At 34.0% G+C, this 15818-nt stretch carries 14 protein-coding genes and 3 pseudogenes; 3 read left to right on the forward strand and 14 right to left on the reverse strand.

Going from position 1 to position 15818, the window contains the following annotated elements:
- Nucleotides 1-115: 115 nt before the first annotated feature.
- The 3 pseudogenes from AB3219_RS09995 to AB3219_RS10005 form a co-directional block, all read left to right on the forward strand.
- Nucleotides 116-415 (forward strand): annotated as a pseudogene (locus tag AB3219_RS09995) (helix-turn-helix domain-containing protein); the annotation flags it as partial.
- 110 nt (nucleotides 416-525) lie between these two features.
- Nucleotides 526-1552: pseudogene (locus AB3219_RS10000) on the forward strand (IS30 family transposase).
- A 53-nt stretch (nucleotides 1553-1605) separates the two neighbouring features.
- Nucleotides 1606-2388 (forward strand): annotated as a pseudogene (locus tag AB3219_RS10005) (IS30 family transposase); the annotation flags it as partial.
- 252 nt (nucleotides 2389-2640) lie between these two features.
- Here the strand turns inward: AB3219_RS10005 and AB3219_RS10010 are convergent.
- The 14 genes from AB3219_RS10010 to AB3219_RS10075 all read right to left on the reverse strand — a co-directional run bounded on the left by AB3219_RS10010 (nucleotide 2641) and on the right by AB3219_RS10075 (nucleotide 15817).
- The gene (locus AB3219_RS10010) at nucleotides 2641-3669 is read right to left on the reverse strand and encodes an LCP family protein (protein ID WP_367369424.1); all 1029 of its coding nucleotides are present in this window, start codon (nucleotides 3667-3669) and stop codon (nucleotides 2641-2643) included.
- A gap of 124 nt (nucleotides 3670-3793) precedes the next feature.
- Nucleotides 3794-4639, reverse strand: coding sequence for a dTDP-4-dehydrorhamnose reductase (gene rfbD / locus AB3219_RS10015; protein ID WP_367369425.1), 846 nt, complete (start codon nucleotides 4637-4639; stop codon nucleotides 3794-3796).
- Between the two features lie 47 nt (nucleotides 4640-4686).
- On the reverse strand, nucleotides 4687-5715 hold the full coding sequence (gene rfbB / locus AB3219_RS10020) for a dTDP-glucose 4,6-dehydratase (protein ID WP_216753345.1): 1029 nt from the start codon (nucleotides 5713-5715) through the stop codon (nucleotides 4687-4689).
- 14 nt (nucleotides 5716-5729) lie between these two features.
- Entirely contained in the window at nucleotides 5730-6311 is a 582-nt protein-coding gene (rfbC, locus tag AB3219_RS10025) for a dTDP-4-dehydrorhamnose 3,5-epimerase (protein WP_367369426.1), read from the reverse strand.
- Complete coding sequence (gene rfbA / locus AB3219_RS10030; RefSeq protein ID WP_317762910.1) at nucleotides 6311-7183, reverse strand: glucose-1-phosphate thymidylyltransferase RfbA; 873 nt, start codon at nucleotides 7181-7183, stop codon at nucleotides 6311-6313. Before rfbA ends, rfbC begins: the two co-directional genes overlap by 1 nt.
- A gap of 60 nt (nucleotides 7184-7243) precedes the next feature.
- A complete protein-coding gene (locus AB3219_RS10035) occupies nucleotides 7244-8692 on the reverse strand; it encodes an oligosaccharide flippase family protein (RefSeq protein WP_367369427.1) in 1449 nt (482 codons plus the stop codon).
- 41 nt (nucleotides 8693-8733) lie between these two features.
- Nucleotides 8734-9858, reverse strand: coding sequence for a CDP-glycerol glycerophosphotransferase family protein (locus AB3219_RS10040; protein WP_367369428.1), 1125 nt, complete (start codon nucleotides 9856-9858; stop codon nucleotides 8734-8736).
- Nucleotides 9855-10544, reverse strand: a complete 690-nt coding sequence (locus AB3219_RS10045) for a glycosyltransferase (RefSeq protein WP_367369429.1) — start codon at nucleotides 10542-10544, stop codon at nucleotides 9855-9857. The genes AB3219_RS10040 and AB3219_RS10045 overlap by 4 nt, the downstream gene beginning before the upstream one ends.
- 24 nt (nucleotides 10545-10568) lie before the next feature.
- Nucleotides 10569-11378, reverse strand: coding sequence for a glycosyltransferase (locus AB3219_RS10050; protein WP_367369430.1), 810 nt, complete (start codon nucleotides 11376-11378; stop codon nucleotides 10569-10571).
- Between the two features lie 58 nt (nucleotides 11379-11436).
- A complete protein-coding gene (locus AB3219_RS10055) occupies nucleotides 11437-12648 on the reverse strand; it encodes a hypothetical protein (protein WP_367369431.1) in 1212 nt (403 codons plus the stop codon).
- Nucleotides 12649-12785: 137 nt separating this feature from the next.
- On the reverse strand, nucleotides 12786-13598 hold the full coding sequence (locus tag AB3219_RS10060) for a glycosyltransferase (protein ID WP_367369432.1): 813 nt from the start codon (nucleotides 13596-13598) through the stop codon (nucleotides 12786-12788).
- Nucleotides 13585-14256 (reverse strand): sugar transferase, encoded by a 672-nt coding sequence (locus AB3219_RS10065; protein ID WP_367369433.1) that lies wholly within the window; start codon nucleotides 14254-14256, stop codon nucleotides 13585-13587. Before AB3219_RS10065 ends, AB3219_RS10060 begins: the two co-directional genes overlap by 14 nt.
- 36 nt (nucleotides 14257-14292) lie before the next feature.
- On the reverse strand, nucleotides 14293-15075 hold the full coding sequence (locus AB3219_RS10070; RefSeq protein WP_367369464.1) for a tyrosine-protein phosphatase: 783 nt from the start codon (nucleotides 15073-15075) through the stop codon (nucleotides 14293-14295).
- Entirely contained in the window at nucleotides 15062-15817 is a 756-nt protein-coding gene (locus AB3219_RS10075; RefSeq protein ID WP_367369434.1) for a CpsD/CapB family tyrosine-protein kinase, read from the reverse strand. Before AB3219_RS10075 ends, AB3219_RS10070 begins: the two co-directional genes overlap by 14 nt.
- Nucleotide 15818: the final 1 nt, after the last annotated feature.

Genomic DNA, 15818 nt, shown 5'->3' on the forward strand with positions numbered 1-15818 from the left:
CATTCAGAATATAATCGCAGATTTTATAATCAAGTTAGCCACCTTGTAAAAATGGTCAAATAAAAAGACACCAAGACGAAAAAATCAGGTATCATTGAAGTTCCTACACTAAACAATGAAAGAGGTTTTCGTCTTGGCGCAAGAACAGCTTACCATATCTCACTCAAAGGGTCATCATTTAACACCAATTGAACGTGGAAAAATTGCGGGATTGCTTGCTGCAGGCAAATCTGCTCGTCAAATTGCGACGGAACTTAGTGTTTGCCATCAAACTATCAATAACGAACTCAAACGTGGCTGTGTTCAACAGGTAAAGAAGATTAATGGTAAAGAACAGTACTTCAATATCTATGCTCCTGATACAGCTCAAATTCGTTATGAAATGAATCGTCAGCACTGTCATCGACCATTAAAATTGCCCGATTTACAATTCAAGTGCAACACCTGATCAACTAGACCAAAAATAGACAAAATAGGCCATGGAGACCTAAACTTAAAGTGACTAAACTCAAGAAAGGAGTCTCCATGACCCAAACAAAGAATAGCACTATGTCCGGTTATCAACAACTACAACCTGAAGAAAGAGGCATGATTCAAACTTTAAGTCGCCAAAATGTTACTGTTCGTGAAATTGCTAGAGAGCTCTTCACAGAAGCCCTAGTACGATTAGCCGTGAGTTACATCGCGGCACGGTTAAACAACGTGATACTAACTACTTATTCTTCACTAACTACTATGCTGATGCTGGTCAAGCTGTCTATGAAAAGCATCGTTCACACTGTCATTCAAAAGGCTTATTAAAGCCGTGTAAATACTTTTTTAATCTCTTAACCAAGACGCTAAAAAAGCACTTTAGATCAGCTGGTGTCGATGGATTCGTCCACCAATTTCAAGCCGACTATCCGCAATTCAAATGTCCTTCGGTTCCCACTGTTTATCGTTATATTGATCAAGGCCTGTTGAACCTTCGAAATAGTGATTTGCCCAAAAAACTTAGACGACGAGTTAAGGGCAAGCACAATCATGATCGCTATAATAAGAAGATATTAGGTACTTCGATCGAAGAACGTCCTGAAAGTGTCACCAAGCGCACAGCGTTTGGCGACTGGGAAGGTGATCTAGTTAAGGGAAAACGCGTGGCTTCTGAGCCTGCCCTGCTTACTTTAACGGAACGGGTGAGCCGCTTTGAAATAATCATAAAGTCCCAGATTATCACGCACAAACTTGCTTAGAGGCTCTTCAAAAAGTCATCAATCAACATCCAGATTGGTTTAAATCTATCACTTTTGATAATGGCAGTGAATTTTCAAAGCTTGCACAAGTTAAGGGTCCTAAAATTTACTTTGCACATCCGTTCTCGCCTTGGGAACGTGGTAGTAATGAGAATGCCAACGGGTTGATTCGGGAGTATATTCCTAAAGGAAAATCATTGAAGCAGTTTACTGAAACCCAAATTGCTCAAATCCAAAATGCCATCAACGACAAGCCCCGTAAGATCCTGCACTACCTGAGTGCTAAAGCATTCAGTAAAGCTTTTAGATCAGCTTCCTAGACCAATTCCTATTTTATTTAGTAAGTGTTGCACTTGATTTGACAATTCGAGGACCATTAAAATTCAAACACATTACTAATTTTTTGGCCTACTTTGATGATCATTTCCATCAAGATCAGTGGTCACCTGATGCAGCAGTTGGCTTCGCCCACAAACATCATTTATTTAAGCGTACAGAGATGGTCTGCACTAAGACCCTCTATAACTATATTGATGCGCAATTATTAGAAATCCGCAATCTTGATTTGCTTGAGAAAACCAAACGGCGTACGAAACATCACTGGTCGCATAAACATCGACGTTTGATTGGTAAAAGTATTGAAGAACGACCTAAGCGTGTCGACAAGCGCAATGAATTTGGCCACTTTGAAATTGATACCGTGGTTGGTAAACGTAGTGGCCATGAAAGTGTCCTATTGACCTTCACTGAACGTAAAACTCGTTTTGACTTTATTCGTTTGATTGAAGGCAAAGATGCTGACTCCGTAGCCTATGCCATTAAAGGGATTTGTGCTGAATTTGGTGATCTGATCAAATCCGTTACCGCTGACAATGGAACGGAGTTCACAACATTGGAAGAAGCTTTAACTGGCATTGCTGATATCTATTATGCCCATCCGTATAGTTCTTCTGAACGAGGAACCAATGAAACTCATAACCGCATGATTAGACGTTATTTACCTAAAGGATATTCATTAGATACAATTAGTCCTAAGACTGTTGTCCTGGTTGAAGCACGTCTCAACCAACTACCACGACGTATCTTAAAGTACCAAACACCTGAAAAAGCTTTTCAGATTGAAGCAGCGCGCGCTCGCAAAACTCGCATTGCTTAATCATTTATTCCAATCTTCAATAGATATTCTGACATGCCCCGCAACTTCGCCTGCGGGGTGGCTAACTTGTTCTTGCAATTTGCGTTCAGAATATAATTAATTTTTTAGGTAAATTAAATTATTAAATTTCTTTTTTCTTATAATTTTTTATAATTCGAAGACACAAAAAGGCACATTCATAAAAGTGAGTGTGCCATTTAATATCTACACCAATACGATTTGACAAAAAGTATCTGACTATATCAATTTTTCTTAATTTCCAGCATTCACATTATCACTCTCTACACTACTATTAGAAGTAGAACTCGAAGAAACGTTCAATGCAATATTACCGGTTTTAGCATGTGCCAAACCAAGGTTAGAACGGTTAAAGTTTGTGACTCGTTGTAACTCGCTTTTTGCCATGATTTCCATACTCTGACCATTAACAGTCTCACCAGTTCCCTGGAGATGAGTTTGTGAAACCGTCTTTTTTGCTCCGCGATAATTTTGTGCTAACGCGGACAAATCACTAAACGTCAAATCAGTTTTCATTGAAGCCGAAATAGAATCTAAGAAGTTCTTATTTAATAGAGTCGAAATGGAACTTGATTTACTCATAATTGCCATAATAACTTCTCGTTGGCGTGTTTGGCGTCCGTAATCACCTTTGGGATCGCTATAACGCATTCTCGAATAGGCTAGAGCTTTTTTGCCATTCATATGGGTAGATTTACCCTTCGTAAACTTATACCCATCATAGCTAAAACTAAGCGTTGGTGTGATTATCACACCACCAACTTCATTAACAACCTTTTCCATACCACCCATGTTCATCACAGCATAGAAATCAACTGGGACATTCAACATTTCCTGAACAGTTTTAATCGCTGTTCCAGCACTCCCAAACGCGTAAGCTGCATTGATCTTCGAAGGTGATTCACTCTCATATCCTGGAATAGTAACACCTGTATCACGTGGAATACTGGTAATTGTGGTTTTATTTGTCTTTGGATTCAAGGTGATAAGCATCATCGTATCCGTTCGGCCCTTGTAAGAACGTCCTAATGCACCAGTGTCAGTTCCCATTAGTAAAATTGAAATTGGACTTTTACTTTGAATTTCTGAACTGGCATTTCGATATTTCTTAATACCTCCGCTTTGGTACGAATTATCTACTGCATGTTTCAGATTGTAATACTTACGAGCCGCATAAGCACCCACTGAAACCAAAAGAAGTAAAATAATTGTCAAAATTATGTTTCTTACCGTATGTCTTTTTCGTATATGTTCATGTCTCATGAGACGCCTCCTGAAATTAACTAATATCATTGTATGCTTTTAGCAAAAAAATTCACTAAAAATTCAAAAACTTAACTTTTTTTATATGTATAAATAGCGAGGAATCTCACTATTGTGTTGAAAATTAATCAATGATTGCCATCATTTGTTTTAAAGCTTCTTGCCATGTTGGAATCTTAAACCCAGTTGCTTTAGTTTTTTCTAAGGACATAACAGAATGTTCTGGACGATGTGCTTTTTGCGGATATTCTGCTGAACTAACGGGCTTGACCTCTGTCTTTGTATCTTTCAAAATTTCAGTGGCAAACTGGAACCAATTGGCTTGGCTATCATTGCTCAAATTATATGTGCCATAGGCAACTTTATGTTCAACCGCATAAACCATGAACTCAGCCAAAGTTCTTGTCCAAGTTGGTCGTCCTACTTGATCATCCACTACAGTAATCACATCATGCGTTTTAGCAAGGTTTAACATGGTATACACAAAGTTCTTACCATACTTACCAAAAACCCATGACGTACGAATAATATAGTACTTGCTCATGGTATCGCGAACAGCCTTTTCACCCAGGCTCTTAGTTCGACCATACTCATTTTGTGGATTTTGAGGATCCATTTCCTTATACATACCTGTATTTTTGCCATCAAAAACATAATCAGTACTGATATAAACTAGTGTTGCACCCACTGACTCTGCAGCGTTTGCCAGGTTTTGGGTACCAAGTACATTAACCTTCTCATCAATTGATTTACCTGGTTCTTCTTCGGCTGCATCAACTGCCGTATAAGCTGCACAGTGGAAAACCAACTCTGGCTTATTTGTTTCAAAATAATCATTTACCATCTGTTTATTGGTAATATCTAATTCTTTTGTATCCGTTGCGGCATAAGTAATGCCTTTTTCATCCAACAAATTACGTAGCTCTGTTCCTAATTGTCCATTGGCACCGGTAATCAAAATATTATTCATTATAATTTCTCCTCTATCAAAAAAACGGGTGATTAACCCGCTAACTGTTATTGACCGTTTTTTGCATACTTACTTTCAACAGCCTTTTTCTCATCTTTCCACCAATCTTCATGTTCGGTGTACCAATCAATGGTTGCCTGCAATCCCTTTGTGAAATCTGTAAATTCAGGTTTCCAACCAAGTTCAGTACGCAACTTAGTGGAGTCAATCGCATAACGCATATCATGTCCTGGACGATCCTTTACATGATCATAAGCATCAGCTGGTTGTCCCATCTGCTTCAAGATCATCTCAAGAACAGTCTTATTATCCTTTTCACCATCTGCGCCAATCAAATAGGTTTCACCGAGTTTGCCTTCGTTAAGAATTAACCAAACCGCACGGGAATGATCATTCGTATGAATCCAGTCACGCACATTTTTACCTGACCCATATAACTTAGGGCGAATACCACTTAGAATGTTAGTGATTTGACGAGGAATAAACTTTTCAATATGTTGATATGGCCCGTAATTATTTGAGCAATTCGAGATTGTGGCCTTTAATCCAAACGATCTCACCCAAGCACGAACCAATAAATCTGAGCTCGCCTTTGATGAAGAATATGGACTACTTGGCTTGTATGGTGAATCAGGTGTGAACTTTTCACCAACACCTTCACCATGTCCCGGTAAATCCTCTCGCAAAGGTAAGTCACCAAACACTTCATCAGTTGAAATATGATGATAACGAACGCCGTATTTACGACAAGCTTCAATCAGCGTGTATGTGCCAATAATATTAGTCTGAATAAAGGGACTGGGGTCAATTAAAGAGTTGTCATTATGACTTTCAGCCGCATAATGGACAACTGCATCGGTATTTTTCACCAGCTTATCCACTAATTCAGCATCCGCAACGTCACCCACAACTAATTTTACGCGATCTGCAGGAAGACCTGCTAAATTTGCCCGATTACCAGCATAAGTGAGCTTATCCAGTACTGTAATTTTAACATCAGGATGATTGTTAACCACATAGTGAACAAAGTTAGAACCAATAAATCCTGCGCCACCAGTTACAATAATATTCTTCATATTAGATTTCCTTCCTAAATCTCACCATAAACAAACGGATTATTCTTTTCAAACTCAGTAAATGTTGGTTGTTTAGCGTCCTTTTCAGAAGTAATCGCCTGGTCAAAATCAATTGGCCATTTGATTCCTAATTCAGGTGTCTTGAATGAAAAGCCACCGTCTGCTTCGGCATTGTAGTAGTTATCACACTTATACAAGAAGTTAACATCATTGGTTAAGGTCACGAAACCATGGGCAAAGCCTTTAGGGACAAGCAATTGTCTGTGATTACTTGCAGAAATGATGTAGCCTTCCCATTGTTTATATGTAGGAGAACCCTTTCGAACATCAACAATTAAATCCAAAACAGCACCAGTAACGACTCGAATTAATTTTGTTTGGGCAGCCTTACCGCGTTGAAAATGCAGACCTCGCAAAACGCCAGCTTGACTTGAAAGTGACTGGTTATCTTGAATAAAATCAAAGTTGATTCCAGCATCTTTAAAATCACGATCAGAATAGGTTTCTGTAAAGAATCCCCGTTGATCACCAAAAACAGCTGGTTCAATAATTTTGACATCCTGTAATTTTGTTGTTGTAATCTTTAACTTTCCCATTAGTTATCCTCCTGAATTAATCGTAACAAGTATTGTCCGTAATCATTTTTCTTCAACGGCTGTGCCAATTTGTAGACCTGGTCCTTATCAATATATCCCATGCGATAAGCAACTTCCTCTAGGCAAGCTACTTTCAAGTTTTGTCGTTTTTCTACAGTTTCGATAAAACCAGACGCTTCGTGCAATGATTCATGTGTTCCAGTATCTAACCAAGCATAGCCACGCCCTAATAATTCAACATCAAGTTGTCCACGTTTAAGATATTCTTTGTTAATATCTGTAATTTCTAATTCCCCTCGAGGAGATGGTTTTAAGTTTCTAGCAATCTCAACAACTTGATTATCATAGAAATACATTCCCGTCACTGCATAATTGCTGGCAGGATGCTTTGGCTTTTCTTCAATGGACTTAACGTGATGATTTTTATCAAATTCAACCACACCAAAACGCTCAGGATCATTTACCTGATACCCAAAAACAGTCGCACCTTTCCTCTTTTTAGCTGAACGTTGTACAAGTTCAGACAAGCCACTGCCATAATAAATGTTATCTCCTAAAATTAAGCAAACCGAATCGTCACCGATGAAATCAGCACCTAATACGAAGGCTTCAGCTAAGCCATTTGGCTTTTCTTGTACCTTATAAGAAATACTAATTCCAAATTGTGAACCATCACCCAACAGTTCTTTAAATCTAGGTGTATCACGAGGTGTTGAAATTAATAAAATGTCATGAATACCCGCTAACATCATTGTTGATAGTGGATAATAAATCATTGGTTTATCATAAATTGGAACTAATTGCTTTGAAATTGCTTCTGTAATTGGATACAAACGTGTACCCGAACCACCTGCTAGAATTATACCTTTCATATAACTTTTTCTCTCCTTTTCTTATAACCGTTCATTTTTTTCAAATTAAAATATCGGAAACTATTTTTTTGTCATGTAATGCTTCATTTTAATAAAAATAAAACTAAGTGCCTCATTTACTGCAGGTGGTTGAAAAATCACCAGTAAGAGTAGAAAAACAAAAGTTCCAATAAATGAATTTAAAATCATCGAAACAAAGTTACTACTGACAACTATATGTATCCTAACGCAAAACAATAAACTAACACAAAACGTTAAAAAATATTTCCAATATTGTCTAAATAACACTTTAAAATTGAAATTTTTCTTTACCAACCAGACTCTAAGTATACATACAATTAGCTCCGTCAAAATTATTGTAGTTGTTCCTCCATCAGCTTTCCACAAGTGAACAAAAATAATGTTCGAAATTATACTAAAAATTGCCCCCAAAAAATATGGAATAGCAAAAATTCTGTACAGTCCGTTAGCAAGAGCGTATTGATTCGAAAAAACGCTTCCGAAAGAAATGAAAATAATTATTAAACTAACCCAAAACATGTTATTTATCATAGGACTAAATTTATTTCCAAAAAACCACGGAACTAATTCGTTCACATTTATCATAATTAAAAATGTAATAAACAACGAAATAATCAAGGTATAATCCAATGATTTTTTCAATAAATCACTTGATCTTTTATTGTCTTTGTCATTCTGCATCAGTTTTACCAGCTTTGGCATCAACACAGTACTAGTAGATGTAATGAGAGCTAGTAACATTCTTGCAATTTTTTGCGATTGATCATAATAGGAAAGTTGAACAGCTCCGGCTATGTAACCTACAATCACACTATCGAAGTTTGTATAGAACTGAACTGCAATTTGTGGTAGCCCTAAAATTAGTGAACTTTTAATATATTTACTAGAAAATAAATTTTTCAAAATTTTTGTTGTCCAAATTTTTTTTCTTAGAGACATCCAAAATACAAGATTCGAAAGCATTAATGCAGAACTATTTATCAAAATATAAAGTAGTAAATCATTGGAAGAATGCACACAGCTAAAAATTAATATCAAGGATAGGAATTTAATTACAGTATTTCTCGTCACAACACGACTAATTTCACCAATACCGACAAAAAACCACGATATATCAAGCATAAAACCAAGAAGATAAGGAATATTTGCCAAATAATAAATATTATTCGACATTCTATACGTTATTCCAATATAGGACAAGGTAACCAATATACCAACAATAAATTGTAATCCCCATAATCTAGAAAAAGTGATTGTTAATTCATCTTTACTTGCACTAATTTTTGCAATTTCTCTTACACCTAACTGATTCATTCCTAGTATGATAACGTAACCTAAAAGAATTCCTACTGATGTAATATATGAATTTTCACCTAATGCACGTGCACCTAAAACTCGAGCCACATAAGGAACTGTAATAATTGGTAAGGCAATTATCAGAAGTTGATACAGACCATTATAGATTAAATTTTTGACAGTTTTATTCATCCGTAAATTCTCCATATCTTTAAATGCATCAAAGCAATCAATTACGATAACCTTTCTACAAGTTCAAATATATTTGCATTTTGTTCTTCTTCATAAATTTTTTTATACATATTAGTTTCATTCGAAATTCTGCTCTTCTTCTTTTTAATAGAATTGAGCAAATCAGCTAAATCACCTGTATTATAAACTATCGGACCTGCAGCTTCGTTTTCAAATTTTGTGTTATAAATTCCACGATCTTTTTTTTCATAATTCTTATTATCAAAAATGAAATGAATAATTGGTCTTTTTAAGACTAGGAAATCAACATACACACTTGAATAATCTGTTACTAAAATATCAGCTGCCAATAAAGCATCTTGTACATCTATTTGACTATTCATTTCAATAACAAATTTTTTCTCTTTATTTACGTTTTTGTGTGTCTTAGAAGCAAAATGTTGTCTTTCAACAAATACAAAATTGGATTTCTTGTCAAGTTTTTCAAAAAAACTACTTTGTTGATTATAGAACGAAAAAGAATCAGACAACTTATTCCTAAAAGTCGGCAAATACAAAATCATCGTCTGGTATTCTGAAACTCCAATTCTTTTTCTAATTTCAATTCTAAGATTTATATTATCAATATTTTCACTCAAATAATTAACACGTGGTTGTTGTGCTAATACAACATTTTTTTCATTTGCTCCATAGTATTTAAAAGCAGAGATTATTCTTTTTTTCATAAGTGGAGAATTTGCCAGAAAAAAAGAGTAGCTTTCAAAAATCTTATTCCCTTCTTTTTTATTTTTTTTGTCATCCGCACCTATTCTTTTTATTGGAAAGCCATGCCATAACTGAACAGTTATATTTCCTCTCAATAAACTTACACTTCCCAAATCTTGATAACCATGAGAGACAAAGGCATACCCCGCTTTTAATTCAAGCCAAAATGCTTTAAATGAATTTCTTCTAACAAAGTTTACATGATTAAACTCAACTTCTTTTCTAATTTTTTCATTTCCGATCCAATAACATTTTTTTTCAGAACAATTCAATTGCATTAACAGAAATTTTGGATTATCACTAAAACGTTCTCCAAACCAGGATCCAAATAAAATAATGGTTTTATCTCTTTTTGAAAATCCACTAATCCAATATAAAAATGTTCTAATCAAGTTTTTCATTTTATTTTCTCCCAAAATAACGCTAAAACTAAACCAATTCTATTTGAAATCATTTTTCCTGGTTTGTGAGCTCCACCAGTAACATTTCCTGTTCTTCTAACATAATGAATAAGCTTATCAGGTATTGCCTTATATTTAATAGAATTTCTTTCACACTCAATTCCAATCCATACATCATGCATCGGAATAGTCTTCGGGAAAGGTAAAACAAGTGGTAATATGTCTTTTTTAAAAGCCATCATTGCTCCACAAAAGGGATTTTTTACAATTATGGAGAACATTCCTTTGTGAAATTTGTTTTGATTAAAATCGTTCCAAGAACGATTCAATATTTTTCCATATTGATTTTCAACTATTGCATCATGAATTATTAATTTTACTTGATCTTGTTTGAAAATATTTGTAACTCTAGACACTTTATTATCAGCCCAAATATCATCTTGATCAGATAAAAATATGATGTCACCATGACTTCGTTTTAATGAATCTTCAAAACATTTAATTGGTCCAGAATTCACCTCATTTTTTTTAATTTTTATTCTCTTATCATCAAGTTGTTTTATTTTTTTAATTGTTTCATCTGAAGAATTATCGTCAGTAATAACAACTTCATCGTCACTTTGAAGTTGTTTTAAAATAGATTTTAATTGTTTTTGAATCACGTCTGATCCGTTATATGTTGCCATGCATACAGATATCATTATAATTTCCTACCTTGTTTCAAAAATATATTTTAATGTTATATCGATCTTGTCTAATCCTCCATTCATTAATAATAATTTTATAACTCTCAACACTAATTTAAATTTATAACTAGTTATTCTCCATTTCCCATAATAACTCTGAACAAATCTATTTTCAGACTTCAAAAAATCATTATATCTTTTGAAATTCATAGTCTTATAGTTACTACTAGATAAAGAATGATTAATTGATATCGTGCTTACTACAAACTTCATTCCATAATCTTTAACCTTTTTAAAGAAAAAATAATCCAAAAAATCTAATTGAAAATTTCGATCAAATTCTAAGCTTAATTGTTTCCAAAAATCTACCCTAACTGTATTACCCGAATTAATTGCCGTGTCGATTTGATTTTTTTTCACTCTAAAAAGAGAATACGTACTACTAAAAGGTGAAATTTTAATTTGCTTAACAAAAACTTTTGGAACAATTGAAACTACGTTTTGTAATACGGTATTTTCTAATTTTTTTGTATCTTCAAAAAAATTATCCGGGATTTCACTATCCTGATCAAAAAAAGTTACCCAAGTCGCTCCAACCTCATATGCCCGCTTAATGGAAAAATTATATGCATCAATAAGTCCATTATTTTGATTATCATGTATATATTGATAATTTGCTTTTAAACTAATATCTAATTCTTTATTTGGTGAATTATCATACAGTATTAATAAATCCTCATTTCTAAGTTGTTTATTAATAGTTTTAAATGTTTTACTTTGACTTATTGGCATTTTATAAATTACTATTAATACAACATTTTTAAAGTTCATCATTTATTAGTCACCTATTTTATAATAAAATTAATTTTCCACATTCTTTTATTTATTAAAATCAATTCGTAAATTTTATTTTTTTAAAAAATTGTACAATAAATGGAAACCATAACTGCAATGAAAGACCAGTAAAAACAAAAAAGTTTGAAAAAACAGCTAAGATATACACTGTACACAAAACTGACATACCAAATCTTATATAATCAGTCGCCCAACGCTTAAGTAAAAAACAATATATCAGTGGAAATAAAGATATAACTACTACAAAAAGATATAGTCCAATCCAATTTGACATTAAAAAAGCGGTAGCAAGTACAGTCCCCACAGTAAACTCATTTGTAACCTTTTCAATAGCATAAATTGCATTATCATTAGGATATAACCTTTTACCGATGAAATCGGGTACAAAATTCATCATAATAAATTCATTCATACTAATCTTATTTTTAGAATAATTATTTAAACTTACATTCAAATTTAAATTTGCAATTGGAGATGTTGCGTACGAATAGGTCCAAAAATATGGCGATGGTATTCCTGAATTTTTAAATTCATTTGTTGCCTTCCCGATTGATAAAATCAAAGACGAATTAGAAAGGCCACCTTCATAATTATAGTTTTTATTCATTCTATAATTACCGGAAATTCCAAAGATGTATAAGCTACCAATAAGTAGCATTGCTAATACAACAAATCTCCCAAAATGCCGTTTTTTTATTTTTTCTTGTTTAAAAAGATAATCAAATAGAATACTCAACGCCAATACAACGATTGATCCCCGAGATAACGATATTATTAGTGGAATTAGTGCTAGACAAATATACATAAAAATTTTTTTGCTATTTTTATTAAAATTAAACAATTCATCACAAAGTACAAGAATATAAAATGAATCAACTGTAACCAAAATAACGTGAATACTTGGAATTCCATAATCTTTATAATTAACTTGACCGAAAATTGGAAATCCTTTTGAATAAATACCTTCACAAATACTTAATAGTAAAATACCGACGGTAAACAAATTCAAAAAAACCGAATTTAAATTCATTTCTTTAAAAGTATTAATTCTAAAGTATTTTTTAAAACTTATACCCATAATAAAGTTGATTAAAATTAAACCGAATAATAAAAATTTCAATTTCAATGACAGATTAGTATTAAGACTTGAAAACGGAATAGAATACAAAACTAAAGCAACAGAAAAACTAATTGCTAACAAAAAATTGGGATTTACCCATGTATGTAACGTCTTACCCTTAGTATTCAAATTCTCATCTCCCATTATCAAATTCACCATCTAACATTATATCTACTAGGACTTCTTGTTAAACAAATAATTTGCCTGCATAATCAAATACTCAATATCAATAGTAAAAACTTTTAGGTAAAAAAGAAAACTTCAAACTAATAAAATTTCCATCCCCACTTATTAAAATATTTCAATGTACTCGAAATCATTTGAAACATTCCTTTTAGACTTTTCTTGTTCTGTCTTTGCCATTCATGATAGACAAAAGCCTCAGGATAAAACACTGTGTTGCCAATCTGGGACACAGATTTAGAAATGTCTGAATCCTCCATGTACAAAAAGTATCTTTCATCAAATCCATGAATTTTTTTTAAAGTTGCACTATTAAATACTAAAAATGATCCCGGAAGGTTATTTGCTTTGTGTATTTTTGAATATCCATCGGGTAAAAACACAAACCATTCTTTTCTTTTTTTAAATAAGGGACCACCTATAAATCTAATTGCCATATCAAAAATTGTAGGTTCTCTTTTTACCAATTTTTGCGTATTTCCATTTGGAAACTTTATTAAAGGTGCAAGAAGCAATATCTCATTATTAGTCATAAATGAAACCATCTTTTTAACTTGATTTCCGTCTGGTATTTTAACATCTGGATTGACAATAACATGATATTCTGATTTGATTCTCTTAATTGCCAGATTATGTCCGGCTCCAAAACCTTTATTTTCAACCGGAAAAATCGCAAAAATGTTTTTGTTTTTTGATACTAATTTTTGTAAATAAAGATTAATATTTTCGTTATTAACCGAATTATTGATTAAATAAATTGAATACTCCCATTCTTTAGGGGTAGTTTCAATAATGTTATTGACTAATCTTTCTATTAACGTTAACGAATTATTGTATAACACTACCGAATATGAGATTTTCATCTTTTCTCCTAAATTTTTATTAATAAGCATCATTGGGTAAAATCATTATTTTGACTGTCTTCAATAAAATTCCAAAGTCATAGAATATACTGCAATTACATATATATTTTAAATCCAGTTCTACCATTTGTTCAAAATTAAGTGCATTTCTACCATTAACTTGCCATAAACCAGTACATCCCGGTTGAACAAACAAACGCTGTTTATCATAGTCTGTATATTCTTTAACTTCTCTTGTCAATGGTGGACGTGGACCAACTAAACTCATATCACCAATTAAAACGTTATACAGTTGCGGTAATTCATCTAAGCTATACTTACGAATGAATTTGCCCACCTTGGTAATACGTGGATCCTCCTTCATTTTAAACATGGCTCCATCAACCTCATTTTTGTCTAAAAGATCCTTTATTTTCTTATCCGCATCTACGACCATTGAACGGAATTTATACATTTTAAATGGTCGCCCGCCAACACCTAGACGAATTTGTGAATAAAAAACAGGTCCATGCCAATTTTCGGATTTTATACAAAGTGCTAGGATTAAAAACAACGGACTTAATATAATTAAGCCTAACAGACTAGCAACAAAGTCAAAAACCCGTTTCACTCGATGGTACACATGACGGTTATCTATGTCATTCTTGTCTAACCAAATTTCATTTTCTTCATCGGTATTATTCATTTCCATACATGTTTACTCCTCGTTCAGCCTTCTACACATCATTCAAAACAAACCCCAAAACTTTCTCTTTTTGGTACTTCGAATATGATGAATATCTCCCAAGATCACATCATCCCCATTAATAATTCTTTTTGCATTTTCTTGATAAATCTCAACAAACCGTTTACCCTTGTTTTTTTCGAGCTTTTCAAACGCTTGCGTCATCTTAAAGTTTCGCCCCTTAAGATTATGTGCATCTGAGGCAAACACAAATCCAAGTCCAGCATCAATAATTTGTTCGGTAAGCTTCTGAACGTGTTCGCCAAACACCCCAACGTAGCTGCTGGCCGTTAACTGGGTTAAACAGCCTTGAGAAACAAACTCATATAGTTTGTCCGGATCCTGCATAAATCCCTGATTACGTTCTGGATGAACCAAAATTGGTGTAATTCCACGCGTTTGTAAGGCAAACAACATCTTTTCCGTATATTCAGGCACTTCATTATGCGGCAACTCTAAAATCAAATAACGATTGCTCTCATCTGCAAACAAAATATCATCACGATCAGTGGCCTGTATCAATTCACCAGTAATGTGCACTTCTTGTCCAGGAAAAACTGTCAATCTAATCTGATTACGATCCAGTGCTTCCTGAAAAGCCGTTGTTTTTTCAATAACGTCTGCTTTATGGTTTAAGTAATCGCCATCCATATGATGCGGTGTCAATAACATGTGCGTGATGCCCTGTTCAACCGCTACTTCCGCCAACTTTAACGAGGTCTCTATGTCTGGATAACCGTCATCGACACCAGGCAAAATATGACAATGCAAATCAATCATCTTTATCATCTACTCCATAATAACCGCCGTAATCGCCGCCATAGTAACCACCGTAGTAGCCTGGAGCTTTGTCGGCCTTGAAACGATTCATAACCGTTCCTAACAGCTTGGCATGAACCGTTTTTAACTGTTCAACTGCGTGCGTAACACTACCCTTTTCAGCAATCCCTTGAGGAACTACCAGAACCACGCCATCTACCCTACTAGCCAATAATTGCGCGTCAGTTACCGTGTTAATCGGTGGGGCATCAACAATAATCATGTCATATTCTGAAGCTAAGCGTTCTAACAACGTACTAATATGGTGTGAATTTAAAAGTTCTGCAGGATTAGGTGGCACTGGTCCACTGCTAATCACACTTAAATTAGGAATATCAGTCTTTTGAATAATTTTTTCATATACTGCATTATTCGTTAAATAACTTGATAAACCAACCGCATTTAATAAATTAAAGGTTCGATGCGCCATTGGTCGTCGTAAATCTGCATCAACCAGAACAACTTTTTGTTTTTGTTTAGCCCATACAACTGCCAAATTTGAACTAATCGTAGATTTTCCTTCTGAGGGCCCTGAAGAGGTGATCACAATCGACTGTAACTTTTTTTCGGCTGAAGAAAATTGAATGTTTGTTCTAATTGTTCGAAATTGTTCCGACACGGTGGAACTTGGATCGGTAACGGTAACTAACCCCACGCCACGTTTTAAACTTTCGTTATCTAATTTACGTTTCTTTCTAAATAATGGCATT

It is taken from the genome of Pediococcus ethanolidurans (assembly GCF_964062635.1).
Taxonomy (GTDB): Bacteria; Bacillota; Bacilli; order Lactobacillales; family Lactobacillaceae; genus Pediococcus; species Pediococcus ethanolidurans.